The organism is Desulfovibrio ferrophilus (assembly GCF_003966735.1).
GTDB classification, from domain to species: domain Bacteria; phylum Desulfobacterota; class Desulfovibrionia; order Desulfovibrionales; family Desulfovibrionaceae; genus Desulfovibrio_Q; species Desulfovibrio_Q ferrophilus.
Genome location: NZ_AP017378.1, coordinates 1,540,634 through 1,566,848, shown reverse-complemented (window position 1 = coordinate 1,566,848; position 26,215 = coordinate 1,540,634). Strand labels below are relative to the sequence as shown.

Below are 26,215 nucleotides of genomic sequence, written 5' to 3'. Positions count from 1 at the left end.
CTCCCTCTCTCCGCTGACCAGGGTCAAGTCATGATGATTCGACAGGGCATGTGTGATCTCCAGGCTACGAAAGAAGTGACCAATCCCTAATACATGTGGGCTGTAATGCCGGATGCGCATGGTCAGAGTTCCATGTTCAGGTGCAAAATGTTGAAACGGCCATTGGAATAGGTCAGTTCATGCAATGTCCGCTTGGCCACAGGATCTGGTGTGTCAGGCTCGAAACCAAGCTCAAGCAGGTCGTAGATCAGGCATTTGACCACTCCAAGGTGGGTCACCACCAGAATTGTATCCTCGGGGTGTTTCAGGATGGTGTCGTTTAAGGCTGCTTTGGCGCGAGCCAACACTTCCTTGCGATTTTCTCCACCGGGTGGTCGAAACTCCCAGGCGGCTTTCTCCTGGCGCCTGAATTCGCCACCAGAATTGGTTAGCAGGTCGGGCAGAGTCCGACCGACCCAGTGCCCCCAATCCTGTTCACGAAGGCGCTGGTCAGTCATCAACGGGAGTCCAAGTGACTGGTTCACCAACTGTGCGGTCTGCATCGCGCGTCCCAGATCGCTTGCCAAAATAAGCGTGTATCCTCGTCCGGCAAGGGTATGCCCCCAAGCCAGGGCCTGATCTCTCCCCGTGGGGGAGAGATCAGTTTCGCATTGGCCCTGGATTCGTTTCTCGCGATTCCAGAGCGTTTCGGCGTGGCGTATCAGTCCCAAGCGTATGGTTGTCATGTTTGCTTTCCTTTGTGTCCTGCCACAACCTTTTGCATGACCGCATCCATCAGGGCATAGCTTTGATGGATATCATGCCGTTCTTTTACGAAAGAGGTTGCATTGGAGCTCATGCGCTGACGTAATTCATCGTCTTCAAGCAGGGTCCGGATGGCGGAAACAAAGGCTCGTTCATCCCAGGAAGGGGTGATGAGTCCACTCTGCCCATGACTTATGACTTCGGGGGCCCCGGCGTGGTCCCAAGCCACGGTCGGCAGTCCGCAGGATTGGGCTTCCAGATAAACCATGCCCAGCCCCTCGTTGATGCCAGGGAAGGCGAAGACGTCGCCCGCGCTGAAGACTTGAGATAATTCTTCTCGGGGGACAAGACCCAGAAAGCGCACTTTACCGGGCAGGAGATTGCGGCCCAATTGTTCGAGTTCCTCGCGACCTGGCCCATCGCCAGCCAGGACCAGTTGCAGTCCGGGGATATTCCTAGCAAGGGCTGCGCAGGCCTTGAAGACCCATCTCAGTCCATCAAGTTTGATGCCGGGGCGGAACATGGCTGCCGAAATGACCACGGAACCGTCCTTGGCCTTCCATTTATCACGTAGGGCTTGGCGGGCCTGCGGATCAAATTGGAATTGACTGGGCTGAATGCCGGGCCGAAAATGGGTCGCATGTTCCTTGGACACGACGCGCAGGATGTTGAGCCAGTCGCCGCGTTTGTTGGCAAAATGATGATCGGCCGCTCGCAGAGCCCGTAGATTCAGGAAGTATCCGGGTATGGACTTCCATTGCCAGAAGCGTTTGAGGGCGTAGCTGCCTGCCAGGATGAAATAGGGGATACCTGCTCGTCTTGATGCCCACGGCCCGATGACATCAGGGGCCTTGTAGTATGAATGGTAGGTCAACCATGCGTCGCAACCCCTGGCTTGTCTGACGGCATGACGCGCAGCTCGTAACGTGTCTGTCCACAGTGCAGGTTTGCGCCATAACCACTTGCTGCTTGGGGTGCTGATAGGGAGGACTTCATGACCTTGATCCCTTAGATATTCCATCATGTCACGGGCGATGGTGTCATCCCCCGATATTCGCGGATGGTCCAAGGGCTTGAAGGGGGTGTGTAGTGCAATTCGCATGTTCGATAATTGTTATTCGTTTGCTGGTTTCAGCAGCTTTTTCGGGCCTTCACGCGAATTCTTTAGGTTTCATTTTATTTTTTTGGATTTCGTTGTCTGCGTATGTGCGGGGCAAACGCTCGATGAGTGTACGGTTGTCAAAGATATCCTCGGCCCGACGTCGGGCAGCAGGAATGATTTTGTCCAGGAAACGGCTATCCGCAAGCAGGCGTTCAATGGCCAGGACCAGAGCCTCATGATCGTCGGGTGCGGCCAGCATTCCCTTTCTTCGTACAGCACCAGTATGCCTGATATCGTTGTTGCTACCATGGGTCCCCTCCATGTCCATCCTTTCGGCGATGACGCTGGGGATTGCGTCTTGGTCATCATCCAGAGTTTCTTGGCAGCCAAGAACGAATCAATCCGCTCTGCGCTAAACAGTCAGCACTTGCTCGTGAGGGATGGTCCCAGGCAGTTCAACCATATCCTCCAGTTCCAATGATAGGATTAGCGAGATGCTTTCGGCTTTGTTCGGCCCGTCACGCCTCCCCAGAAAAATGTATCAGAGTGCCAACCCTTGTCTGCTTCGCCAAGGGCGAGTATTGGAGTGGAGAAATTGAGAATGTCATTGTTTTTAGAAGGGTAAACTGCCATGTCAGAAGACAGAACTCAAGCCGAGTTGCTCGTCGAGATTAAATCCTTGAAGCGTGAGAATGCGGCCCTCAAAGGCCACGTTGTGGGTGTCGAGATCGATGCTTTTCTCAGAAGTCTGCTGGATGATGTTCAGGGCATCAGCGTGCAGGGGTACGGGGCTGACTGTATCGTAAGCTATTGGAATAAGGCCAGTGAAGTGCTCTATGGTTATAGTGCCGAAGAGGCTTTGGGGAATGATCTGGTGGAAATGATCATCCCTGAACCGGCGCGCCCCGCTGTGCGGGCTTTGATTGCCGAAGCCGTGATGACCGGGTGCATGCCACCACCTGAAGAGCTTGAATTGCTGCACAAGGATGGTTCTCTTGTGCCGGTATTGTCGAGCCACAGCGTGATCAAGCTCCAAGGAGCCTCCCCCATGCTGTTTTGCATCGATGTGGATATGACTTCACTGAAACGAGTGGAGCGAGAACTGAAGCGCTCTCTTGTGGAAAAGGATTTGCTGCTGCGCGAAGTTCACCACCGCGTGAAGAATAATTTGCAGGTGGTGTCAAGCCTTCTGGATATGAGTGGACGCAGGGCCAAGACCGAGGAAGCTCAGGTCTTATGCCGTGATCTGGGGGCGAAAATCATCAGCATGTCCATGGTGCACAGCCAACTCTATCAGGATGATCATCTGAGCGAGATTGATATGGCGCACCACGTTCGCCATCTCTGGGGGCATCTCAGAGGATTGTTCTCTGCCACCCGAATTGAAGCCAGGATGAATATGCAGGATGTTCTGCTGCCTGTGAGCATGGCGCTTCCACTGGGGCTGGTGATCGGCGAGTTGGCGACGAATGTGCTCAACCATGCATTTCCCGACGGGAGAGGCGGTCTGGTTGAATTTTCTCTGGAAAGTGATTCAAGGCAGGTTCGGTTCACCATCCGGGACCATGGAGTGGGGCTTGGTGATAATGAAACCGGAGCCGCCGGGAAGCTGGGACTGAAGCTTGTTCGGAGCATCGTGTCTTATCAACTCAAGGGTGATATTCATTTTCGGACTGAGGGGGGCACTGCCGTGGCCATATGCTTCCCCTGGACAGAGGTTGGTCACCATGATTGTCCATGTCCAGTCGCTCCTCGGGAATGTGTCTGAGCAGTGATCAGAGAAGTCAGGGGGGGCGGGGATGCTTTCCGCCTCTATCTCTCCTGCGGGGATATTTTTTCGGTGCATTGATTCCATTCTCTCCCTTGCCTTATATTTTACTCCTGTCGGTGGTGTTGAATATTGTCGGGCATGACTGTTGTCGCGAATGGGGGGGCTGCCTCGATACTTGGGGCATTCCCATCAACCTGGAAATTCTGTATAGGATGAAGTGACTTCGATCATTCGACTCCAAGGGGGATGCATGTATATTCAGTGTTTGGACTGCCGCAAGAAACTCAAGGTCAAATCCGGATCCATTCCGTATCAGGGCGCTGTGGTCTCCTGCCCAGGCTGTGGTGGCAAGCTGAAGGTGGCCCCTCGCGATAATCAGGAAGCGGACATGACCAAGATTCCGGTCAACAAGCGCAAGCATAAGAAAGAGGTCAAGTGGCATGACCGCATGACTGAGATGATCAGAGGCTTTGGTTATCAATCCAAGACTCATGAATTTAACATGCTGTTCAGCTTGATGAAGGAGTATCGGAAACGCTTTGGTATCACCTTCTTCGACATCACCTGCTCGGCTCGTTTGGCCCATGTGGATCGGGAGTTGGCGTATAACGTTCTCGAGTTTTCCGGCAAATGCTGCGTGCCTCCTGCCAATGGCTTCGAGAGTTGTGTGGCTTCCATGATCGAAGGTACTTCCGAGGTCCTGAATTCTAAGGATTCAACCGGCCGCTACACCGTCGAGCCAGTGATGCGGGTGCAGTATCCTGATTCTTTTCCTGCGCTGATCAAATTCTCCTTGGATGCGGCATTCGAAACCTCATATGGGGAAGTGTTGTACGGCAACGCCGTGCGCATCGATTTGTCGCTGGACAACCTGCGTAGTGTACGTGCTCCTTTCGATGGTAAAGACCTTGTGCGCTATGCCCGTATCGAGATGGCCAGATATCCGGTGGATACAGGGCGGTTGACTTTTGCCCAGCGAACAACACCAGGGCTGCACGTTCATACTGAGCCGGATCCTGAGTTGCGTTGTGGAGATCCCGATGTGCTCAGCCTGATTGAACAGTATTCGTAAATCCTTTCAGCTTTCTGCAGTTTGGTTTTTCCTGACGGATTCCCTACCTCTAAAGGGTGCTTTTGAAAGCGCCTGCTTTGAGCCAATGATGGTGTTGCTTTACATAACAAGCCAAGATATATGACTATTTTGTGCTGTGGCTACTGGTGCGTTCTTGTGCCAGGCAGATGTCTTTGTCGCGCCTCATTCATCTTTTGAAAAAATAATTTTCCTTCCATAATTCTCCTCTTGAAGAGGGGTATTTATGCATGCTGATGCGATTGCGCTTCTGCCAAATGGGTAGAGGAGTATGTTTTAATCAATATTGGCTGCATGTTGCTTTGTTTTAGCTGATGCAGTGAGTGTTTGATTGAACTATAGCTATTCCATACTTATTCACTCTGTAATTGATAAACTCAGCCAAAATCAATCCATACCTGTGTGGTAGAAATTCGTAAGGTGTTGACTATAAAGAAAACATATTGTTAAGAATGGCTTAATTCCTACTCTCTCAAGAGGATAGTATTCGGTAGGACTTGCCGGAGAGTCGAATCGGACGACGATGAACACGCCTGTACAATCATTACCGCATCGGTCGGTCTACTACATTAGATTGCAGGTGCGGCGAGAGGCGAACAGATACAGCCTTCATAATCCTCATAATCCTGGCGGATGCACGTCGAAGGAGGAGCCATGGTGGATGTCGGTTTGTGGAACTGGGAACCAGGCGAACGGGTCGTCAGCGACGTGTCCGGCTGGGCCGACCGGTTTGAGTGGGTCGAAGAATTTTGTGTCAGCCCTGACGGTGAAAGAATCGCCGCCGTGGTCAATAAGGGTGACCTGCAGTTCACGGTCTGCGTGAATGGAGAGGCTTGGGAAGGGGATTACGATAGGGTTTGGCACCCCAAGTATTCACCTGATGGTCGACTGACCGCCTTGGCAACTGAAATGGCTGAATGGACTCTTGTCGTCGAGGGCGAAGCCTGGGAAGGCAGTTACGCCTATGCCTGGGGTACTAAATTTTCCGAGAATGGTCAGGTTATTGCGTGTGCCGTGCAGCAGGATGGCATGTATGGATGGGCCGTTGATGGCAAACCGTGGGAAACCATGTATGAAGCCGCCACGGATTTTGAGCTATCCAGTGATGGAAAAACCACCGCTGCAGCCGTGCAGACAGTGAGCTTCGGACAGGCAGACATATTTACCTTCCAGAAAGGGGGGTACTCTTGTGCGGTAAACGGCAAGGCCTGGGACGATAACTTCGTCAATATCTTCCATCTCAGCATCAGTCCCGACGGGGCACATGTGGCTGCCGAGGCCCGGACGTCACTGTACGACTATACCATCGTGTTGGACGGAAAGCCCTGGGGCAAAAGCTATCCATGCGTCTGGAAACCCGTGTTCAATCCGAGCACAGGTGAAGTGACGGCGCCGGTCCGCATTGCGGGCAAGTGGACCATGGCCAACGAGGCGGGTCCGCTCTGGCAGCCGTTCTTCAATTGTTGGCATGCCTTCTACAGTCAGGATGGTGCTCATCTGGCGGCACTGGTTGCCCCCGAATACGGGCGCTGGACCATCGCTGTGGATGGCAAGCCTTGGCGCAGTACCTTCAGCAGCTATGTCGGAGAGGCATCATTCTCTTCTGACGGCGAGCTGGTGGCTTGTCTCGGTAAGGATGGGGATGTCTGGAAGATTGCGGTTCAGGGCCAGATCTGGCCCGGAAAATACGACATGGCCTGGAAGCCCGTCTTCAGTCCCGGAGGGGCTCATGTGGCTGCCAAGGTCGAGCGTGGTGGCAAATATACCGTGGTCGTGGACGGCAATGAACTGCCGGGTGGTTTTGACCAGTGTTGGGAGCCCGCATTCAGTCCTGATGGGCGGTTCCTCCTTATTCGCGCTGTGGAAGGCGGTAAGTATGTCCGTCGTGTACTGCCCATCACGGACTTCAAATAGGAGGGGGGAAGCATGAACGCATTCTACAACCTCGTGAGTGGTCCTCTGGTTTGGGTGGCCTTTGCCGTTTTTATCGGTGGCAGCGTCTGGAAAATGACCTCGTTGCTCAGCGAAGCCAGAAAAAAAGATAATCACATTTTTGAATACTGGAGCTGGGGGCACGCTATCCTGTCCTATATCCACTGGTTGTTGCCCTTTGGGAGCGAGAATTCCAAACAGCAGCCCGTGATGAGCCTTGTGACGTTTCTATTTCATCTCGGAATCATACTCGTCCCTGTTTTCACCATGGGGCATATAGTGCTGCTGGAAGAAGGGGCGTTGGGCTGGTCCTGGCCGACTCTGCCGGATCAGGTGGCGGACATTGCCGCCTGGGTCGTGGTGGGCGGCTGTTGCTACTTTGCCTGGCGCAGGTTGACTCTGGAGCAGGTCCGCTATGTCACCTCTCCTGCCGACTTCGGCATTCTGATCATGGTCGCTGCACCGTTCGTGACTGGCCTCATGGCCTATCATGGCTGGGGCGACAATCTGCTGATGACCAGCCTGCACATGTTCTCGGGCGAGATCATGCTTGTGGCTATCCCGTTCACCAGGCTTTCGCACATGCTCACCTTCTGGGTGATCCGTGGCTATACAGCTTCGGAATTCGGTGCGGTCCGTCACGTCAGAGATTGGTAATCAGCAAGGAGGAAAACCGACATGTCGGAAGCCGAAGCTAAAAAGAAGATCGACATCGACAATATTCAGGACGCGGGCCTGGATCAGGGCGTAGCCAAGTTGACGCCGGAGCATATCGAGAAAGTGATCAATCAGGTCATGGATGCCGAGACCGGGGCGCGTATGAAGATGTACGTGGACACCTGTGTGCATTGTGGCCTGTGTTCCGAAGCCTGCCATTGGTATCAATCCTACGACCGGCAGCCCCGGTTCTCGCCAGTGGGCAAGGTGAAGCAGACCATCTGGAAAATTGTTCATCAAAAGGGAAAGCTGACCCCGCAGGAAGTGCGGGAACTTGCCGTGGTGGCCTATACGGAGTGCAACCTTTGCCGTCGCTGCCAGCAGTATTGTCCCTTTGGCATCGAGATCGCCTACATGATCGCCATGGTCAGGCGTATTTGCCACAAACTGGGCGTTACTCCGCAGTATATGCAGGACACCTGTCACAGTCATTCAGCCACGTTGAACCAGATGTGGGTCAAAGAAGATGAATGGACTGATAGCCTGCAATGGCAAGAGGACGAGGCTCGGGATGAGTTCCCGGATCTGCGTATTCCCGTCGGTAAGGAAGGGGCCGAGATCATGTACTCGGTCATCGCCCCGGAGCCCAAGTTCAGAACCCAACTCATCTATCAGGCGGCAAGTATCTTCCATGAATCCGGCGCGGACTGGACCATGCCCGAGACGCGTGGCTGGGACAATTCGAACATGGCGATGTTTTCCGGTGATACTGAACTGGCTGGTCGTATCGTCAAGGAACATTTCGAATCCGCAATGCGGCTCAAGGTCAAGCGCATCGTCATGGGCGAGTGCGGGCATGCCTATCGGGCCGTGTATGATGTGGGAAATCGCTGGAATGCATGGAAAATGTTCCCCATTCCCGTGATTCATTCGGTGCAGTTTTTCTATGAGCTGATCACCAGCGGCAAGATCAAGTGCGCCGAGAAATATCCCGAGAAGGTGTCCTTCAATGACCCCTGCAACATTTCGCGAGGGATGGGGCTGCACGATATGGGGCGCCATGTGACCGAGGTCTTTTGCGACGAATTGATCGAGATGCATCCCAACCGTGAGCATAACCTGTGCTGTTGTGCCGGAGGCGGAGTGATCAACTGTGGCCCGCCGTGGAAGAACAAACGCATCCTGGGCAATTCTGCCAAGGCCGACCAACTCAAGCGCGTTGTGGATCTAGGTGTGACGACCATTGTCGCCCCCTGTCACAACTGCCATGGTGGACTGGATGACATCATTCACCACTACGGATTGCCACTGAAGTTGAAATTCCTGGGCGACATCATTTATGCGCACATGGAAAAGACGCGGGCGGTCGAATAACCGGCGGGTCCATAGGACTCCAAACAAGGAGACGCGACATGAATGTCAAAAGAATAGTGCCGCACCTGATCGTCGTCCTGCTGGTGGCCTTTGTCTGGCTTCCGACGGCTCTGTCTCAGGACGATATTGTTGAATTGAAAAGCGATGCCTTTATGAAGCACACAAGGCCTGCAGCGGTGTTCATGCACGATGCCCATAACGAAAAAGCGGGTCTGGAAGATTGCTTCCGCTGCCACCATCTTTATGAGGATGGCAAGCTCGTGCCTGAAGAGGATTCGGCAGGCACAGCCTGTGCCGATTGTCATGCTCTCAAGAAGCAGGGCGGTCAGCCGGGGCTGATGACGGCTTATCATAAGCAGTGCAAGGGGTGTCATGTAGAGCAGGACAAGGGTCCCCTGGCTTGTGGTCAATGTCATGTAAAGGATTAAAAAGGCTTCTGACAATCAGTAGCTCATGATCGGAAAATGGCCCCTTTTCGTGTGAACGTTCTCACGCGAAAAGGGGTTTTTTCGTGCATATGGCCCATTGTCTCCCTGTTTGGAGGACAATGGGCCGCTTCGTGTGTCACCAAGCTGAAATAACTTGAATATTGTCAACGATATCCCTTGTTAAGATTTATACCCTTTTCGTAGGGGAATTGCCTATGGTTTTAGTATGATTACGAATTATTTTAATATGTTATGGGCCTTTTGCTGGACAAGAAACGCGGGTCATGATTAAGGGATTTTGTCAAAGTTGAGGCTCGGTAGGTAAGCGATCGGGGCGCGGTCCCGAACGATGTCAGAGCGACACAGACGCCGCAATGGAAGGAGGGTAGTCGTGGATACCTCAACATGGAGTTGGGAACCAGGCGAGAGGCTCATAGTTGACCTCAATGCCTGCAAAGACAAATACGAGTGGATCGAGGAGCTGCACGTCAGCCCTGATGGTGAAAAGCTCGGTGCTGTAGTCAACGTGCAGGGTGAATTTTCGGCCTGTATCAACGGTGAAGCATGGGATGAGACCTTTGAACGGGTCTGGAACCTTAAATTTGGGCCCAAGGGCCAGCTTACGGGCTGTGCTTCCGACATGGGCGAGTGGAAGTTTGTGGTTGACGGACAGCCCTGGGACGACACCTACGGGTATGTCTGGAATACTATGTTCAGCAAAGACGGGTCCAAAATTTGTACGGCCGTTCAGCAGGACATGAAGTATGGCGCGGCCATCGACGGTGTTCTCTGGGAGAACCTGTACGAAAACGCGACTGGCTTTGTCCTGAGTGACTGTGGCAACCATGCCGCCGCTGCTGTCCAGGTTGATCAGATGGGACAGGCGGAGATCGATAAGTTCGCAGCCGGCATTTACACCGTAGCTGTGGACGGCAAGGCTTGGAATACCAAGTTTACAAACGTCTTTGGTCTCGTCTTTAATCCCGACGGCTCGCGCATTGCCGCCGAGGTCAGACTGAATCTCTACGACTACACGATCGCAGTAGATGGCAAACCTTGGACGCAGACCTATCAGGGGACATGGGCTCCGACATTCAACCCGGTATCCGGTGCAGTCATTGCCCCGGTGCGTCAGGGTGGAAAATGGACCCTGGCTCAGGATGGTCTTCCCATCTGGGACTTCTTTGTCAACTGCTGGCAGCCTCAGTTCAGCCAGGATGGTAGCACACTGGCGGCCATTGTTGCCACTGCGCTGGGTTCCTGGACTGTTGCCGTGGATGGGCGTCCCTGGAACGTGACTGCGGATGCCATGGTCAGTGATCTGGTCGTGTCGCACAATGGCGGGCTGATTGCCGCATTGGGCAAGACTGGCGAACAGTGGACCGCTTTTGTCAACGGTAAGGCCTGGCCTAATCGTTACGACATGGCTTGGGCTCCTGTTCTTTCTCCCGATGGTGAGCATGTTGCCGCCAAGGTGGAAAAGAACGGCAAGTACACTGTGGTCGTGGACGGCAAGGAATACAGCCGCGCCGGCGACAACTGCTTCGATCCCGTCTTCAGCCCGGATTCGCGCTTCGTGCTGGTGAAGATGGTCGAGGGCGGCAAGTACTATCGCCGCGTCGTGCCAATCGCCGAATTCAAGTAACAGGGGGTAAGCCATGCACGCGTTTTACAATCTCGTCAGCGGCCCCTTGGTTTGGGTGGCCTTTGCCATCTTTCTGATTGGCAGCATTTGGAAGGTCTTTTCGCTGCTCTCAGGCACCAAGAAAAAAGACGGCTACGTCTTTACGTACTGGAGCTGGGGCCACGCGATTCAATCCTATATTCATTGGCTCATTCCCTTTATGAGCGAAAACTCGCGCCAGCAGCCCTTGATGAGTGTCATGACGTTCCTGGCGCATCTGGGAATCGTGCTGGTGCCGATTTTCACCATGGGGCACATCGTGCTTCTGGAGGAAGGGGCTCTGGGGCTGTCCTGGATCGCTTTGCCGGATCAGGTGGCAGATTACGCTGCCTGGGCTGTCATTGCCGGCTGTTGCTTCTTCGCTTATCGCCGCCTGGTTCTGCCGCAGGTCAAGTTTGTGACCTCGTGCTCGGACTTTGTCATTCTGGCCATTGTCGTCGCTCCGTTTCTTACGGGTGCGATGGCTTACCACGGCTGGGGTGACAATCTGCTGATGACCAGTTTGCACATGTTATCAGGTGAGATCATGCTGGTGGCGATTCCGTTCACCAAGCTCTCGCACATGCTGACCTTCTGGTACACGCGTGGTTATACCGCGTCCGAGTTCGGAGCTGTGCGCAAAGTGTACGACTGGTAAGCGACTGATCAACTAGAACGCTTCCGTGAGGAGACGATTATGTCCGATACTGCAGAACACACCGAAGCTGCCGAGCCTGTACTGACCTTCCTGGAGAAGGTTCATGCCAAGGCCGAGCAGGATCAGGTGGACGGAAAATACGCCGCGTTTGAAAAGATTGAGGACGTCGGCATTGATCAGGGCGTAGCAAGGCTGACGCCCGAGAAAATCCAAAAGACCATCAATGGTGTCCTCAAAGGTGAATGCGGCACACGCATGAAGACCTATGTGGAAACCTGTGTGCACTGTGGCTTGTGCTCTGATGCATGCCACCACTACCTGTCCAACGACAAGAATCCCAAGTATTCGCCTGTCGGAAAAGTCAAGCGTACCATCTGGAACATGCTCGACAAGGACGGCAAGCTCACTCCAGAGGAGTGTCGCGAGGCAGTGATTGTGGCGCAGACGGAGTGTAACCTCTGTCGTCGTTGCCAGCAGTTCTGTCCCTTTGGTATTGATATCGCCTATATGATTTCGACCGTAAGGCGAATCAGCTTCAAGCTGGGCATTACCCCGCAATACATTCAGGACACCGCCAACTCTCATTCGGTGACCATGAACCAGATGTGGGTCAAGGACGACGAATGGCCGGATACCCTGCAGTGGCAGGAAGATGAAGGCCGTGACGAGATTCCCAGACTGCGCATTCCTGTTGATAAGGAAGGGGCAGACTTCATGTACTCGGTCATTGCGCCCGAGCCGAAGTTCCGGACCCACTTGATCAACCAGGCGGCAGTGATCTTCGATCAGGCCGGTTGCGATTGGACCATGCCTCAGCTTCCCGGTTGGGATAACTCCGACATGGCCATGTTCACCGGTGATTTTGAGACCATGGGGCGCGTCAAGAAGATGCACTATGAAGTGGCTCAGAAACTCCGCGTCAAGAAAATAGTCATGGGCGAGTGCGGACATGCTTTCCGTAGCGTCTACGATGTGGGTAACCGCTGGTTGGGTTGGCGTATGCCTCCCATCGAGATGGTTCATTCCATCGAGTTCTTCGCGCAGCTGTTCCGCGAGGGACGCATCAAGCTGAAGGACAAGTATCCAGAACAGGTTACCTTCCATGATCCCTGCAACACCGTGCGTGGTCGTGGCCTGCACGAGGATGGTCGTTACGTGGCCAACCTGTTGACTCAGGGTGTGGTGGAGATGAGCCCTAGCAAGCTGTACAACTACTGTTGTAATGCCGGTGGTGGCGTCATCAACTGTGGTCCTCCGTGGAAGACCAAGCGGGTGCTTTCTAATAAGATCAAAGCTGAACAACTGGCGCGCATGAAGGACCGGGGGATCAACACCATTGTTTCCCCTTGTCACAACTGCCACGGTGGCTTGGAAGACATCATCCACCACTACGGTTTGGAAATGGAACTCAAGTTCCTGGGCGACCTGATCTATGAGCTCATGGAAAAGCCCGGGGCTGTGGAATAGGAACCTCAAGGAGAAGGGATATGAACGCAAGAACTATCGTCACCCTCGTCCTGGTTGGGCTCCTGACCGTGCTCTTTGTGGGCGCAGCCCAGTCTCAGGATGATATGGTGCAGTTGAAAGCCGATGCCTTTGTTACGCATACCCGTCCTGCAGCTGTCTTCGTCCATGACGAACACAACGAAAAGGCCGGAGTGGAAGACTGTAACGCCTGCCATCACGTGTACGAAGACGGCAAGTTCATGGCGGATGATGACTCTGCCGGAACCGCCTGTTCCGAGTGCCATATGCTGAAGGCCAATGGCCGCCAGCCTGGCCTCATGGTGGCCTATCACAAGCAGTGTAAGAGCTGTCACGAAGCCGAAGGCAAGGGCCCCATGGCCTGTGGCCAGTGCCACGTGAAGTAATGGCCTAAGACGGTAACCGTCGACCTAAACGACGGTCAATGCAAAGCCCCACCCCGCGCGATGTCCCTTGTCGCGGGGTGGGGCCTTTGTCGTTTCAGGTGAGGGCTAGTCTGTCAGGTGGAGCCCGTCGAAGGGGTCTTCGGGCATCCCGATGGCCATGAGCTTCCACATCCCTGCCCGGAAGTAACAGGCCTCGAACAGTCCTCCGCAATTGATCATGAGGCGCCCTTTGCCCGTCTTGCCAAGAACGCGGGCGAGTTCGTCGAATATGCTGGTCAGATCTGCAGGTGAATCACTAACGCCTCTGGCGCCACATAGATTGAGAGCACCTGTGTCGGCCTCGTATTCAACGAGATTGAACAAATCATCCAGGTAGCCTTTGCGCTTGGCGAAAGCCTTGTCGTCCACGCCTGTAAAGTTGCCGCAGTGCATGCTGCAGGTTTCCGAATGCATTGTTATTCCTCCATGGTTCTCTATCGCCGAATTTGGCTAGGTGAACATGTTGATGGCACAACCTTCGGCCAACTTCAGATATTCCTCTGCGTTCATGACCTCGACGTCTTCAATGAGATCATCCTTGGTCATCTTCATCATCTCCAGAGTCATATGGCAAGCAACGAGCCTGACACCTTCGATCTGGGCTATCTCAAGCAGGTCGGCGGGGTCCGGAATGTTGGCCTCTTCGATCTGCTTCTTCATCATTGAGGTCGCCAGGCTGGACATTCCTGGAATGGCTCCCATGAATCCCGGGGGATGGAACTTCAGCTTTTCCAGATAGCCCTTCTTGACGATATTGATCCCCATGAAGGTGTAGAACACGGTGGCTTCGTGCCCGAGGCGTACGGAGTTGAGCGCAAGGACAAGGGATGGATAAACCCCGTCCAGGGTCCCGCGGGAGCAGATGAATGTGTACTTCTTCTTTTCAGTGTTTTCAGTGGTCATTATTATTCTCCTTTGCGGTTTGCCCGCAGTTGACTCGTAGGGGGTTAGAACAGCCAGCTTAATCCAAGGGTCAAGCTGTCTTCGTAGAGGCTGGACTCGATGGATGCCGTTGCCCCTGTAAAGTCCGTGCCATCGACTGAAATCTTGTTTTCGAATGCGTGCATGTAGGCCAAGTCCACGGAAAAGGTCTTGCTGATATCCCAGGTTGCACCGAGAGTAATATGATGCTCGACGATGGCCGGGAAGCCGACCAGGCGGAAGGTCTCGTAGTAGTAGCGGGGCATGCCCTTGTCCTGGACAATGACGTTCTCGGTGCCGTCAAAATTGTCGTTCAGATCAACAGGGCTGGGCGCGTAGTTGTAGCCTGCCCTGAGCACAACCGAATCAAACCCTCGGTACTGTGCTCCGATATTGAAGACCCACTGGTCCTTCCAGCCGAAGTCCTTATAGCCAGTGGCATTGCTCCAGTTGATCCACTTGACGTCGGTTTCAATGAGCCATGTCATGTTGGGTTCCCAGGCCAGACCTGCCCCGAATATCTGGGGAGATTCAAGCTTCAGGCCGTCCATGATTCCATCGCTATTGAAATCCGCCACGTTTTCGTGATTGATCTCTTGGGGCGAGATATAGGTCAGTCCCAAGGATATTTGGTCGGTGGGCTTGTAGATGATGCCAGGCTGGAATCCAACGGTTATGCCGTCCTTGGGGCCATTGCCCAGATCCAGAGAGGCGTAGTGCAGATGGACGGCCAAGCCGATGGAAAGGTCGTTGTTGACTTGGTAAGCGAGTGCAGGGGCGACCTTCATGCGTTGTAAAATGGTATAGGTGCCTGTGGATTGAGGAAAGGCACCCACATAAATGGAATCAAGCCCTGTATCACGATAGTCCACGCCCATGCCGGAAACTCCGTAGGCGGCCAGACCGAAGCGCAGGCTGTTGCTCAGTGGATAGGACAGAGCCGCTGTGGGGATGGGGTAGGTCTTCTCTTCACTTGTGGCAGAATAGGAACCGGTACCGTTGGTGACCTTGGCCTTAACCGTGGGCTTGAACAAGGTCATCGAGGCTGATGCTTCGCTGCTGGGGCAGTAGGGACCGAAGCACATGGCCGCAGGATTGGCAAATACGGCACTGGCGGAATCCTGTGGGGATGCGATGCCAACACCGCCCATGGCTCGTGAAACCGGACCTACACTGATCAGGTTGTCTCCGTTGGTAGCGTGTGCTGGTTCTGGAATGACCAGCAGACCAAGAAGTGCGCCCAAAACGATGAACAGGTGCCACGTCCGCATTCCCTTGTCCTCCTGTCTGAAGTGAATGGGTTGAACTGTGGTTCAGTGGAACTCCTTTTGTCTATGTAGAGAAGGTTGACGCTATTAATATTTGATAGTGTGAACCTTGTGCTTAAATCAAATTGTACAGCATAATATGTTTTTTATGCAATCAGATCATTCTCTCTTTGATTGCTTCCATGGATAGCTTCAATGATCCAAGCGAGTTGATCAATGTTTGCCGTTGCTCTTGGCTGAATTGCTCAAGTACGCTGCGGTGAGTTTCCGCCATGAAGTCGACGATTTCTTCCAATTGCTGCTTGCCTTTGGGGGTAAGGCTGAGCAGTGAGATTCGCGAGTCTTCTGGGTCGGATGAGCGCTTTACCAGGCTCTTTTGGCGCAGGCCATCCACAATGCGCGTTACGCGGCTCTTGGCGATGTTCATGCGCAGTGCAATGGTTTTGGGGGTCAGGTAGTGCTCGTCTTCGAATTGCAGCAGACAGCGAAGCTCGGCATCAGGAAGTTCGAAGCGCTCACATTGGTATTGATTGCGTTCTTGGCAGCAACGCATCAACGAGATCATCAGGTCTCTGAATTGATCGAGCTGGGCGGAATTGATCTCGGATTCTTTATGGGTGTTATCGTTCATGCTGTTAACTATATATAGATTCAAAGCCAAGTCAACCCCCCTTGGGGGCGACTCGTTATGTATAATGAAACTATGCGGAATAATGAGTTCTTTCAGGGCGGTGTTTTGAGGCTGTTGAATCTTGAGTGAACGCTGGAGGAAGGAACGGGATTTCGGGAGGATAAAGAAAACTGGGTTCAGCGGTAAAAATGCGTTGACAAGTTGAAGGCAGGTAGCTAAACACTGTTCTCCCGAATGCGGGGGTTCTGGGCGGGTAGCTCAGCTGGGAGAGCATCGGCCTTACAAGCCGAGGGTCACAGGTTCGAGCCCTGTTCCGCCCACCACATTTTTCGGGAAAAGAGCGGAGCCGTAGTTAAGTTGGTTATAACGCCGGCCTGTCACGCCGGAGGCCGCGAGTTCGAGTCTCGTCGGCTCCGCCACTTTGACATCTAAGGGCCTGAGGTATCAGGCCCATTTTACGCCCCAAACTTTGAGCGGGGGTTTGGGGTCCAGAGCGACCCACCAGGCAGGTGCGGATTTCCAGGGGGAGTCCATGGTCATGCGACCATAGCTTGCTGAACCTCTCATGCGACATGTCGTATGTATGTTCTTCCCGCCAAATTGATATATAGCGGAGCCGTAGTTAAGTTGGTTATAACGCCGGCCTGTCACGCCGGAGGCCGCGAGTTCGAGTCTCGTCGGCTCCGCCATGCTAATCACCGCCCATGACAGGGCGATATCATTCCAAGGCCCGAGGATTAATTTCCTCGGGCCTTTCTGTTTTTCTGAAATGAAAAGACCTTCTGGGGGTGCGCCCTGTGTGTCGAGAAGTGCGCTCAGGCTGATTCTCCAGGGCAAGCATAGGTCCATAGTCATTCTTGCTCCTGAGCGTTCTCCGGGCAAAGCCAGCTCTTTGCAGGGCTATTCCTGTCCGGGGATCACGTAACGAGTGGCTGGGCCTTTTCCCACCTTGTTTAACATATCCTTGCTCACAAGTTCATTGAGGTCGTAATTGGCCGTTCGGGGCGAGAGATTACCGCCCACTAATTCCTGATATTCGCTACGGGACGTACCGCCGTTTTTCAAAATTGCCGGCCAGGCCTTGGCCTGCCGCGGATTGAGATCCGTTGTGGGTTGGGAGTCCGTTGTGGCCTTGTCGAGGACTGACTCCTGTTTTGTGGGCGGCGGTTCTTCGGCCGTAGGGGCTGCTCGGCGTGGCTCGGCAAGGCCACCTTCCAATCTGATTTCTTCGGCCTGAATGACATCGGTTTCGGCCATTACCGCTGCGCGCGTAATGGCATTGATCAATTCGCGAATGTTTCCGGGCCATGTGTAGGCGCAAAGTCGGCGCATGGCGCCCTTGCTCAATTGTAACCCGTTTCTTCCTGTCAGGGTTTCAGCCTGCTCCAGGTAATGCAAGGCCAGCAGAGGGATGTTTTCCGGGTGGTCGGCCAGGGCAGGGGTCTGAATGGAGACGACCTTGAGGCGGAAGTAGAGGTCCTCGCGGAATGTCCCTTCCTTGATCATTTCTGTCAGGTCGACGTTTGCCGCGGCAATGATACGGACATCAACGGGAATTTCGGTGTCGCTGCCCAGTGGTTTGATCCTGCGAACGGACAAGGCTCTGAGGAGCGATTGTTGGACCTTGGGGGACGCTGACTGGATTTCGTCCAGAAACAATGTCCCGCCGTTGGCTTCATGAAAAGCTCCATTGCGATCCGTTCTGGCCTCGGTATAAGCCCCCTTCACATGACCAAACAGGGCGTCGAGCAGCAGGTTTTCATCCAGCGCTCCACAGTTGATGGACACAAACGGTCCTTTCTTGCGACTGCCGTGATTATGAATGGCTTCGGCCACAAGCTGTTTGCCAGTGCCTGTTTCACCCACAACGAGGACATCCACATCCACCTGGGCTGCTTTGAGAGCATTGTTCTTGAGTGACATGATCTCCGGGCCGATACCTATAATGTCCGGCAACAGGCTCAGACGAGCTTCTTCGAGCAGGCATCCTTCTTCTGCGAGATCGGCTGGTTCTCGCAGGTTTACATTCAGGATGGCTTCATCCTTTTCTCGGATTTCCTCCATTTGTCTGCTGATGCGGCGGATCATGGAATTGACGGCGTTTTTGAGTTCGTTGATGTCATGGCCGCCATACGCAATCTCGATTTCCTTGATGTTCTCAAGGTCCTTGAGTGAATTCAGTTGCTCGGAGAGCATTCGAATAGGTGCCGTTAATTTGCGCCCGAGCCAATAGATCAGCAGGGCAATGACAAGAATCGCCGAGACGGTGACCACCAGCATGACATCGAGATACTGGTATCCCGCAAGGACAAGCAGGATGCTTCGATCAACCCGCACAATTCCGCCATAAATGATCGGACCTGATTCACCGCCTCCATTGAATCGCACGGGTGAGAAGGCAAAGTAATAGTCGTGCACCGCGGAGGTGATGTGTTGCTCCGGGACCTTGGACAGGCTGTCGGTGCCACCACGAATGCTCTGGACCATGTCCCAGTAGCGAGTATGTTCACTGTTGGGGCGGAAGGCATTGCGCAGGCCAGGCCTGCCCAGAGTTCCCTGGTAAGCCGATCGAGCAAGATATGTCGTGAGTTCCTGATTGGTCTGGTTTGGTTCGCCAGATTGAAAGAGCATCCAGCCGTCAGGGTCGATCATGTAGTCATAGCGAAGCTCTTTGCTACGGGGGAATGCCCATAACGGGGAGTTCTCGGAGTTGAACAGTGTCAGGATATCTCGAATGTCCGATGCTCGTATGGAAAGAATAATGAGCCCGGCATCTTTCTGACTGCTCATGCGGTAGGGAGTTACAAATCGAATGATTTGATCGCGACGCATGGTGTTTTCGGCTCCTGGTCTTGGCAGGGGATGTTCTGTTTCCATGACAGGTGAAATCCAAACCTCGCCGGATTTGAGCTTGGGTATTTCTCCGAAAAGCAGGAGTGGGTTGGGGGTGATTCGAGTGAAATCCCGGCCGGAAGCCCGTATGACCTGGTCGTCACGTCGATAGAGGAAGATGTGGTCGTCGCTGTTCGGCGCGATATAGGCAAATTCCAGATATTTGGTTCCTCCTGCCGCGGCAGTGTTCTGGAGGAAGTCTTGCATGCTTTTATCGGAGAGTTGCCCGTGTGCAGCAAAAAGAATGTCCTGCCTGCATTTCTCGAGGAAGGTTTCGACCTCATGGGCGACAGCAAGGTTTTGAAGTCGGACAAACCGTTCGAGGGCGACATTGATGAATTGCTCCGCCACTCCGTAGTTGGCCAGTCCCGCAATCAGGAGGATGGCAACAACTGAAGGAATGAGCGCTGCCATGAGGCGTCCGCGCAATCCTAGTGAGGTGAGGCGCAACCACTTGTTTTTCAATATTCCGACTCTGGTTTTCATCGTCGAATCCTCCGTAAGATATCTCGAACCTATTTCGCAAGTATTGCGCAGCGCAAAGAATGTCAAGCGTTATAGGGGGCATATGAGCTATCAATGTCGTATTTTGATCTGGCACACCCATTGCTATAGACGGTTGGCGTATTTTATTATGCGCGACTCTGCGTGTTGATATTGCTCGTACAAAAAACATCTAGGAGAGGCTGATGAACCTCGACATGTACAAGGACGTTCGCAAAACGCTTCTTGCGGTCATGATTCTGGTTCCACTGGTTCCATTTCTGGCATCGTTGACTATTGGGTATTCGTCGTACAGGGAGTCCATGGAAAATGCTGCTCTGAATACTACCAAGCGCATTGCCGCTGACCATGCCACTTTGATTTCGTCCTTCTTGGAAGAACGCAGGGTGGATTTGAGCGTGATTCTGACAACGGTTGAGGTGGCAGATCTAAATGCTCCCGAGAAATTGAAGGACCTGCTTGGGTCACTTCAGAGAGCATCCCGAGCTTTCATGGATTTGGGTTTGATTAATGAGCAAGGAATTCAGGAAGCATATGCGGGGCCGTTTGATTTGAAGGGCAAGGATTATTCGCAGGCTTCATGGTTCAAGAATACCCTGGAGTCGGGCAGTCATGTCAGTGACATCTATCTTGGCTATCGCCACCGGCCGCATTTTACAGTCGCTGTGGCTGCGATCAAGGGTGATGTGAAATGGGTACTCCGGGCGACAGTCGATCAGGGGCTTTTTGGGAATCTCGTTCAGGGGGTCAGCATTGGCGAGACTGGCGAGGCCTACATTGTGAATAGGGATGGCGTGCTCCAAACGAAGCTTAGATCCGGCGGGGATATACTGATGAAGGATACCAGCCTCGGATCAATTCTGGAGATCAGGGGCAATCGGGCAAGTCGCACTGATGAATATATTTATGCCACCGCAACTCTTAATTATGGCATGTGGCTTCTTGTCGTTCGTCAAAAGACCGAAGAGGCTTTTCAGGAGCTGGACTGGGCTTCATTGCTCATTGCATGCGTTTGTGCGGCCGGAGGGGCCCTCATTGTAGGGTTGGCGTTTATTGTCAGTGGTCGTGTCGTGGGCCTGATTCGTTCCAAGGAGCAGGCGCGTTTTGAGATGGAAAACCATTTGATGCGGGCAGCTCGCCTAGCCGAGCTGGGTGAAATGTCCGCTGGTTTTGCCCATGAAATCAACAATCCTCTACAAATCATGAAGAGTGAGATCATGTTGATGAGCATGACTGCGGAGGCAGACAAGCCTGAAGCCCCCATCAATCATGAAGCTAAAATCGAAGTGCTGGACGGGTTGCGCCAGATAGACAAACAGATCGATCGTTGCGCGACTATCACACGTTCCATTCTGAAGTTCGGGCGTAACTCCGAGCCTGAAAACACTGTGATCAAGCTGGATGAATTTCTCGCGGAGTTGTGTGCAATGATCAAGCGTAAGGCTCAGGTCTCCGGAATTGATTTCAGCTGCACTGTTCCCGGGAACACTCCTTCCGTCGTCGGTGATGCCGGTCAGCTGCAGCAAGTGATGCTTAATCTCATGAATAATGCACTTCAGGCTATTGTTGAGAGGCATGGCACAGAGGGTGGAATGTTGAAGGTTGCGACTCTTGCGGATGATCGCGGGCATGTCTCCATATTTGTAGAGGATAACGGTGCGGGAATTCCTCCGGAAAACATGGAGCGAATATTCAATCCGTTTTTTACTACCAAGCCTCCAGGTAAGGGCACCGGATTGGGATTGTCTGTCTGTCATGCGATTTTGAGTGCCATGAATGGCTCGATCAATGTCATAAGCAAGCAGGGTGAAGGGACTATCTTCAAAGTTTCACTTCCAGTTGGGCGATGACCTCATAGAGAGTGCGATTGCCTTTACATGCGGCCCGCTTCAGCGGGTCGTTTTTTTTGCATTTTTTTTGGGGCTTCTGGTTTGGTTGTTTCGTGCGCGATTTGTCGTTCTCGCAATCTTTAAGTATATGAAATGATTGATATTTAAGTTGGCACGGTGGTTGCTTTGTTCTGGTTGGGAATTGAAGCTTTGCGCGAATAAGCACTGCTCATGATAACAGCAAATCGGAAAGCAGGTTGGAGAATGATGACAAGGGAAACAATGACAATCCTTCTCGTAGACGACGAAGAGAGGCTTTTGGACACGACTCAAAAGCTTTTTGAGAAAATGAATATTCGTGTGTTTACGGCTCAGAGCGGTGAAAAAGCTCTCTCTATTGTCTGTAAGAATGAAGTAGATGTCATTTTTCTCGACATCAAGATGCCTGGTTTGGACGGCATGCAGACCTTGAAAGAAATAAAAAAGATCAATCCATTGACTGAAGTTGTTATATTAACTGGTCACGCTACAATGGAGGATGCTGTTGATGGCCTTAAACTTGGAGCTATGGACTTTCTTATAAAGCCTTTGAATATGAAAGATATGCTCAAAAAGGCAGAAGAAGCATTTGAGAAAGTCAGGCGTCACAGTGTTCTCTTTGAGTCAATAAAGAAGTCAGAAGGTTCCTGAGAATGATAACTCGGGTTGTTACATCAATTGAGGAGGCATGGAATGTCTAAAATACGGATTCTCATGGTCGATGACGAAGAGCGTTTCCGTACCATAACAGCGAAAATTCTCGGACGGAAAGGGTTCGAAACGATTGTTGCTGAAAGTGGTGAACGAGCGCTTGAGAAGCTTTCAGAATCACCGGATGTGGTGGTGCTGGATGTGAAAATGGGCGGTATGGATGGGCACGAGACCTTGCGTGAAATCAAGAAGCAACATCCTGATCTTCCTGTAATTATGCTTACCGGACATGGAGATGTTCCCAGTGCGGAGCAGGCCTTGAAGGAAGGCGCGTATGATTATCTCGCAAAGCCTTGCGATATTGATCTGCTGACCGCCAAAATCCAGGATGCCCTTCATTTCGGGCAAAAGGCCATTCGTCGGGAAAAAACGGTGAAGGATATCATGATCCCCATCGAGAGCTACACCTCCATTACTGAAACCAGCACTGTGGCGGATGCCATTGCAGCATTGCAAAAGGTGCATAGTGAAATGGTGGTTACAGATCGGCTGATGGATACGCGACACCGTTCGCTGCTGATTTTTACTGAAAGCGGTGAGTTGGTTGGTATTTTGTCTCCCAATGATTTGATTCAGGCGACTCTGCCTGCTTACATCTTCGCCCCCAAACCTTCCATGGCCGATTCCCTCCAATATTCACCGATGTTTTGGCAAGGCATGTTTACCTCTCGGGTTCATGAAATCATGAATCTCGAAGTAGCAGAAGTCATGTCTGAAAAGCCATTGCAAGTTGATTCGACCACCAACCTCATGGAAGCCGCTCACGCTATGTCCACTGGGCATCGCAGACGTGTGGCCGTCATGGAAGGCGGGAAAATTATTGGCGTCATCAGGGAACAGGAAGTGTTCTACGAAATAGCGTCGATCATTTCAAATAGCTAGGCACAGCCTGAATCGACACGAAAAGAGGTGCTCCATGGCTCAAGCTAAAAGTGAAAAGAAAGCAACTGGTTATGACAAGTATGTCAACTGGAAGCTTTTCATCATACCGGTAATATTGTTTGCGGCAATCCTTGTCATGCCCACGCCAGATGGAATGAAGCGCGTTGGCACGCAGTATTCGGTCGGCCCCAAAATAGTCGTCGACTTTATTTGTAACGAACTTTTTCAACAGAATAGCTCCGACGTGGAGCAGTGGCAGATGGTCACCGCCCAAATGATGGAGCGCAACATGCGCATGGGCGCGTTGACTCAAGATCGTTTCCTGAAGCGCAATGCGAAGTGGTGCAAGAAGTACAAGATCCAGGCAAGCAGCACCAACGTTGATCGAGCGAAGGAATTCGTGAAGTCGACGATGTCACCTGAGCAATTCAATTCTATCATGAAGGCCAGCTTCGACCTGCGGATCAAGAAGCTGAAGTATGACGAACTCAAGGGCAGCGACAAGAAGTCCGCCGACAAGGGTGCCTGGCATATCAAGGTCGCCATCGCCATGGTTGTCTTCGTCGTCTTCTGCTTTATGACCGAGTGCATCCCCTTGCCCGGCGTTGCATTCTGCATCGGCCTGATCCTGGTCTTCACCGGAGTGGTCACGCGCAAGCAGGTGGCTATGTACTACTGGTCGGACGCCTGCTGGTTCATCATGGGTTCGCTCATGTTTGCCGCGGCATTCGTCAAGACCGGTGTGGACAAGCGCATGTGCATGATGATGTTCAAGAAGTTAGCTGTCCCCAATGTCCGTTGGATCACGCTCATCTTCTTCCTGATCATCACGCCTCTGGCTGCGTTCATTTCGGACCATGCCCTGGCAGCCATGTTCCTGCCCATCGGTATGCTGCTCTATCAGAACAGCCTGACCGATGAGATTCCAGAGGACAAGGAACTGGCGAAGATGCTCATGATCGCCATTGCCATGGCCTGTAACATCGGCGGTCCGGGTGCTCCCTCCGGTGGCGCACGTAACGTCATCATGATGACCTATCTGACCGATATGTTCGGTTTCGATATCGGTTACTTCCAGTGGGTTACCTACTGCTTCCCGTTCATTATCATCATGATCCCCATTACCTGGATCGCAGTGAATACGCTGTTCAAGCCTCGGATCAAGTCCCTTGCCCCGGCAATGCAGCATCTTGAAGCCGAAATCGGCAAGATGGGCAAATGGAACAGGAACCAGATCTGGGCAGTCATCATCTTTGTTGTGATGGTCTGGGGCTGGTTTACGGAGAAGATCTTCTACAACATGGGCATCTACCCCGTGCGTCTGGGTATCGGTGTCATCGCGGTTGCCGGTGCGGTGGCCTACCTGTTGGCCGGTGTGGTCAACTGGCGCGACTATCACGAGAAGGTCGACTGGGGTGTTGTGTGGCTGTACGCAGGTGCCATCATCTTCGGTCGTACCCTGGATTCCACGGGTGCAGCATACTATCTGGCCGACTCGGTGGTCTCCTTCCTGGCACCGTTCGGGATGGACCATGGTCTGCCACTCATGCTGACCTCCAATGGTCTCACGGCTGTGCTCACCAACCTCATGGCAGACGGCCCCGCAGCAGCAGCTGTTGGTCCCATCTGCCTGAACATGGCGGGCATTGTCCATCCGGGCACGACCTTCCTGCCATTCATGGCCATGTCCACTGCCGTAGCTTCATCGTTCGCGTACTGCCTCATCATTGGCACACCGCCTAACGCAATCGTCTACGCCTCCGGCTATCTGGAGCCCAAGGACTATCTGCGGGTTGGTGTCCCGATGTGGTTTATCGCGAACATCGTCATCATTCTGGTGACGGCTGTGTACTGGAGTTGGAGAGGCTTTGGCGCATTGCCTGGATTCTAACCCGAACTGATTATCAGCGGCGGCTCGCAACCGGGCCGCCGCTCCCTCAGGGGATCAAAAGGAGCGAGAGCATGTTTCGAGAACTGGAAGAGCAAACGGGAAAGAGCTTCTGTCATGAAAAAGGTGTGACATCTTTCAGCAGACGCACCGAGCGGACCATCTTTTTTGTCCTGACCGTGGGAATGATGATCTGGGGCATTGTCGAAATGATCATGGCCCGGATGAACTAGGGAGGGCACAAGCAATGACAGCGCCAGCAACGACTGTGGAAGAAGTGACAACAGCCAGGAATACACTGGGCGTGAAGGATTACTTTGACGCTTTGGTCAATATCATGCGCTCACCGGCAGGATTCTACAGAGAGATTGCCGAAGAAACGGGGATGCGCAAAGCAATGCTGTTTCTGTTTGTCTCGGCCATGTTCTATTCCACTGTCAGCATGACATACTTTTATGAAAATTCGCTGACCATGGGCGGGGTCTATCTGCTCAATGCCCTGGTTATGCCCGTGCTTGCCGCCATATTCAGCTTTACTCTTGCAGGGATAGTACCCGGCAGCAACGTCCGTTTCGACAAGATATTTTCTGTTTATGCCTATGCCTCTGGCGCGATCATGGTCATTTCCTGGATTCCTGCCTTGAGCATGATTCTGGAGTTGTTTCGCGCCGCCCTGGTCACTGTCGGATTGGTCAGGGCATGCGGCATGGGGTGGATCAAGTCACTCTGTGTGGTGGGCATGACCGCTGTCCTGCTGCTGGTGTTTTTCTGGACTCTTGATCCTGTGCTGATGGAACTCAAGGCCCTGCTGACGTCATAGGCCCAAGCGACACATTGTTCCCCCTTGGTAGCCGTAAGGCAGCGGCCTCGCCGGATATACTCTCGCCCCCCGGCGAGGCCGCACAAAGGGGTGCTTGAAGGAGGTTTCTCATGGAGACGATGCAATTGCTCCTTGTGGATGATGAACAGGATTTCCTGACATACACGTCCAGGCGCTTCAAGAGGCGCAACGTGAAGATTTCAACGGCACAATCGGGCCAGGAGGCCTTGGACCTGTTTGAAGAGACCGAATTCGATGTTGTGGTGCTGGATGTGAAAATGCCCGGAATGGACGGCATGACTGTCCTTGAGCGCATCAGGAAAATCGCACCCAGGGCCAAGGTCATCCTTCTGACTGGTCATGCCAGTACAGAAGCTGCGGTTCAGGGGATGGCTTTGGGCGCGTTTGAATACATGCTCAAGCCCGTGCAGTTCGAAGAGTTGTATTTCAAGGTTATCGAAGCCGCCAGGGCCGCACGGGCCACGGTGTAGGTAAGGAGAA

Annotated in this window: 26 protein-coding genes and 3 tRNA genes; 20 read left to right on the top strand and 9 right to left on the bottom strand. The window is 53.0% G+C overall.

Annotated elements, in window-relative coordinates:
- Positions 1 to 122 precede the first annotated feature (122 nt).
- From EL361_RS07295 to EL361_RS07285, 3 genes are all read right to left on the bottom strand, one after another.
- Complete coding sequence (locus EL361_RS07295) at positions 123 to 725, bottom strand: histidine phosphatase family protein (protein ID WP_126378072.1); 603 nt, start codon at positions 723 to 725, stop codon at positions 123 to 125.
- Entirely contained in the window at positions 722 to 1,618 is an 897-nt protein-coding gene (locus tag EL361_RS07290) for a glycosyltransferase family 4 protein (RefSeq protein ID WP_172961668.1), read from the bottom strand. The genes EL361_RS07295 and EL361_RS07290 overlap by 4 nt, the downstream gene beginning before the upstream one ends.
- 277 nt (positions 1,619 to 1,895) lie before the next feature.
- Positions 1,896 to 2,105, bottom strand: a complete 210-nt coding sequence (locus EL361_RS07285; protein WP_126378068.1) for a glycosyltransferase — start codon at positions 2,103 to 2,105, stop codon at positions 1,896 to 1,898.
- Between the two features lie 372 nt (positions 2,106 to 2,477).
- On the opposite strand from EL361_RS07285, the gene EL361_RS07280 reads away from it, so the two are divergent.
- The 10 genes from EL361_RS07280 to tmcA (EL361_RS07235) all read left to right on the top strand — a co-directional run bounded on the left by EL361_RS07280 (position 2,478) and on the right by tmcA (EL361_RS07235) (position 13,290).
- The gene (locus EL361_RS07280) at positions 2,478 to 3,614 is read left to right on the top strand and encodes a sensor histidine kinase (protein WP_126378066.1); all 1,137 of its coding nucleotides are present in this window, start codon (positions 2,478 to 2,480) and stop codon (positions 3,612 to 3,614) included.
- A gap of 253 nt (positions 3,615 to 3,867) precedes the next feature.
- Entirely contained in the window at positions 3,868 to 4,689 is an 822-nt protein-coding gene (locus EL361_RS07275) for a hypothetical protein (RefSeq protein ID WP_126378064.1), read from the top strand.
- Between the two features lie 672 nt (positions 4,690 to 5,361).
- Positions 5,362 to 6,621, top strand: coding sequence for an electron transfer complex subunit TmcD (gene tmcD / locus EL361_RS07270; protein ID WP_126378062.1), 1,260 nt, complete (start codon positions 5,362 to 5,364; stop codon positions 6,619 to 6,621).
- Positions 6,622 to 6,633: 12 nt separating this feature from the next.
- A complete protein-coding gene (gene tmcC / locus EL361_RS07265) occupies positions 6,634 to 7,296 on the top strand; it encodes a TmcC family electron transfer complex membrane anchor subunit (protein WP_126378060.1) in 663 nt (220 codons plus the stop codon).
- A gap of 21 nt (positions 7,297 to 7,317) precedes the next feature.
- On the top strand, positions 7,318 to 8,670 hold the full coding sequence (gene tmcB / locus EL361_RS07260; RefSeq protein ID WP_126378058.1) for an electron transfer complex ferredoxin TmcB: 1,353 nt from the start codon (positions 7,318 to 7,320) through the stop codon (positions 8,668 to 8,670).
- Between the two features lie 38 nt (positions 8,671 to 8,708).
- On the top strand, positions 8,709 to 9,098 hold the full coding sequence (gene tmcA, locus EL361_RS07255; protein ID WP_126378056.1) for an acidic tetraheme cytochrome c3 TmcA: 390 nt from the start codon (positions 8,709 to 8,711) through the stop codon (positions 9,096 to 9,098).
- 391 nt (positions 9,099 to 9,489) lie between these two features.
- A complete protein-coding gene (tmcD, locus tag EL361_RS07250; protein ID WP_232034901.1) occupies positions 9,490 to 10,743 on the top strand; it encodes an electron transfer complex subunit TmcD in 1,254 nt (417 codons plus the stop codon).
- A gap of 13 nt (positions 10,744 to 10,756) precedes the next feature.
- A complete protein-coding gene (tmcC, locus tag EL361_RS07245) occupies positions 10,757 to 11,419 on the top strand; it encodes a TmcC family electron transfer complex membrane anchor subunit (protein WP_126378051.1) in 663 nt (220 codons plus the stop codon).
- 39 nt (positions 11,420 to 11,458) lie between these two features.
- Entirely contained in the window at positions 11,459 to 12,886 is a 1,428-nt protein-coding gene (gene tmcB, locus EL361_RS07240; protein ID WP_126378049.1) for an electron transfer complex ferredoxin TmcB, read from the top strand.
- A 20-nt stretch (positions 12,887 to 12,906) separates the two neighbouring features.
- Positions 12,907 to 13,290, top strand: coding sequence for an acidic tetraheme cytochrome c3 TmcA (gene tmcA, locus EL361_RS07235; protein WP_126378047.1), 384 nt, complete (start codon positions 12,907 to 12,909; stop codon positions 13,288 to 13,290).
- Between the two features lie 105 nt (positions 13,291 to 13,395).
- On the opposite strand, the gene EL361_RS07230 is transcribed toward tmcA (EL361_RS07235), so the two are convergent.
- From EL361_RS07230 to EL361_RS07215, 4 genes are all read right to left on the bottom strand, one after another.
- Entirely contained in the window at positions 13,396 to 13,743 is a 348-nt protein-coding gene (locus EL361_RS07230) for a hypothetical protein (RefSeq protein ID WP_126378045.1), read from the bottom strand.
- Positions 13,744 to 13,779: 36 nt separating this feature from the next.
- Positions 13,780 to 14,232: a DsrE/DsrF/DrsH-like family protein gene (locus EL361_RS07225; RefSeq protein WP_126378043.1), complete on the bottom strand. Its 453-nt coding sequence runs from the start codon at positions 14,230 to 14,232 to the stop codon at positions 13,780 to 13,782.
- Positions 14,233 to 14,276: 44 nt separating this feature from the next.
- Entirely contained in the window at positions 14,277 to 15,521 is a 1,245-nt protein-coding gene (locus EL361_RS07220) for an OmpP1/FadL family transporter (RefSeq protein WP_126378041.1), read from the bottom strand.
- Between the two features lie 151 nt (positions 15,522 to 15,672).
- On the bottom strand, positions 15,673 to 16,149 hold the full coding sequence (locus tag EL361_RS07215) for a MarR family winged helix-turn-helix transcriptional regulator (protein ID WP_126378039.1): 477 nt from the start codon (positions 16,147 to 16,149) through the stop codon (positions 15,673 to 15,675).
- Between the two features lie 247 nt (positions 16,150 to 16,396).
- On the opposite strand from EL361_RS07215, the gene EL361_RS07210 reads away from it, so the two are divergent.
- A tRNA-Val gene (locus tag EL361_RS07210) sits at positions 16,397 to 16,472 on the top strand.
- Between the two features lie 19 nt (positions 16,473 to 16,491).
- Positions 16,492 to 16,568: transfer RNA gene (locus EL361_RS07205), tRNA-Asp, on the top strand.
- Positions 16,569 to 16,593: 25 nt separating this feature from the next.
- Here the strand turns inward: EL361_RS07205 and EL361_RS17310 are convergent.
- On the bottom strand, positions 16,594 to 16,716 hold the full coding sequence (locus tag EL361_RS17310) for a hypothetical protein (RefSeq protein WP_269471681.1): 123 nt from the start codon (positions 16,714 to 16,716) through the stop codon (positions 16,594 to 16,596).
- Positions 16,717 to 16,761: 45 nt separating this feature from the next.
- On the opposite strand from EL361_RS17310, the gene EL361_RS07200 reads away from it, so the two are divergent.
- Positions 16,762 to 16,838, top strand: a tRNA-Asp gene (locus EL361_RS07200).
- Between the two features lie 211 nt (positions 16,839 to 17,049).
- Here the strand turns inward: EL361_RS07200 and EL361_RS07195 are convergent.
- Complete coding sequence (locus EL361_RS07195) at positions 17,050 to 19,455, bottom strand: sigma 54-interacting transcriptional regulator (RefSeq protein ID WP_172961667.1); 2,406 nt, start codon at positions 19,453 to 19,455, stop codon at positions 17,050 to 17,052.
- Positions 19,456 to 19,730: 275 nt separating this feature from the next.
- On the opposite strand from EL361_RS07195, the gene EL361_RS07190 reads away from it, so the two are divergent.
- The 7 genes from EL361_RS07190 to EL361_RS07165 all read left to right on the top strand — a co-directional run bounded on the left by EL361_RS07190 (position 19,731) and on the right by EL361_RS07165 (position 26,205).
- Positions 19,731 to 21,395: a sensor histidine kinase gene (locus tag EL361_RS07190; protein ID WP_126378035.1), complete on the top strand. Its 1,665-nt coding sequence runs from the start codon at positions 19,731 to 19,733 to the stop codon at positions 21,393 to 21,395.
- A gap of 243 nt (positions 21,396 to 21,638) precedes the next feature.
- Positions 21,639 to 22,064, top strand: coding sequence for a response regulator (locus tag EL361_RS07185; protein WP_232034900.1), 426 nt, complete (start codon positions 21,639 to 21,641; stop codon positions 22,062 to 22,064).
- Between the two features lie 42 nt (positions 22,065 to 22,106).
- Positions 22,107 to 23,006, top strand: a complete 900-nt coding sequence (locus EL361_RS07180; protein WP_126378033.1) for a response regulator — start codon at positions 22,107 to 22,109, stop codon at positions 23,004 to 23,006.
- 34 nt (positions 23,007 to 23,040) lie between these two features.
- Positions 23,041 to 24,897 (top strand): SLC13 family permease, encoded by a 1,857-nt coding sequence (locus EL361_RS07175; RefSeq protein WP_126378031.1) that lies wholly within the window; start codon positions 23,041 to 23,043, stop codon positions 24,895 to 24,897.
- Between the two features lie 71 nt (positions 24,898 to 24,968).
- Positions 24,969 to 25,127: a hypothetical protein gene (locus tag EL361_RS17055; protein WP_172961666.1), complete on the top strand. Its 159-nt coding sequence runs from the start codon at positions 24,969 to 24,971 to the stop codon at positions 25,125 to 25,127.
- 14 nt (positions 25,128 to 25,141) lie between these two features.
- Positions 25,142 to 25,714: a YIP1 family protein gene (locus EL361_RS07170; protein WP_126378029.1), complete on the top strand. Its 573-nt coding sequence runs from the start codon at positions 25,142 to 25,144 to the stop codon at positions 25,712 to 25,714.
- 110 nt (positions 25,715 to 25,824) lie between these two features.
- Positions 25,825 to 26,205: a response regulator gene (locus EL361_RS07165; RefSeq protein ID WP_338031069.1), complete on the top strand. Its 381-nt coding sequence runs from the start codon at positions 25,825 to 25,827 to the stop codon at positions 26,203 to 26,205.
- The last annotated feature ends 10 nt before the right edge of the window (positions 26,206 to 26,215 follow it).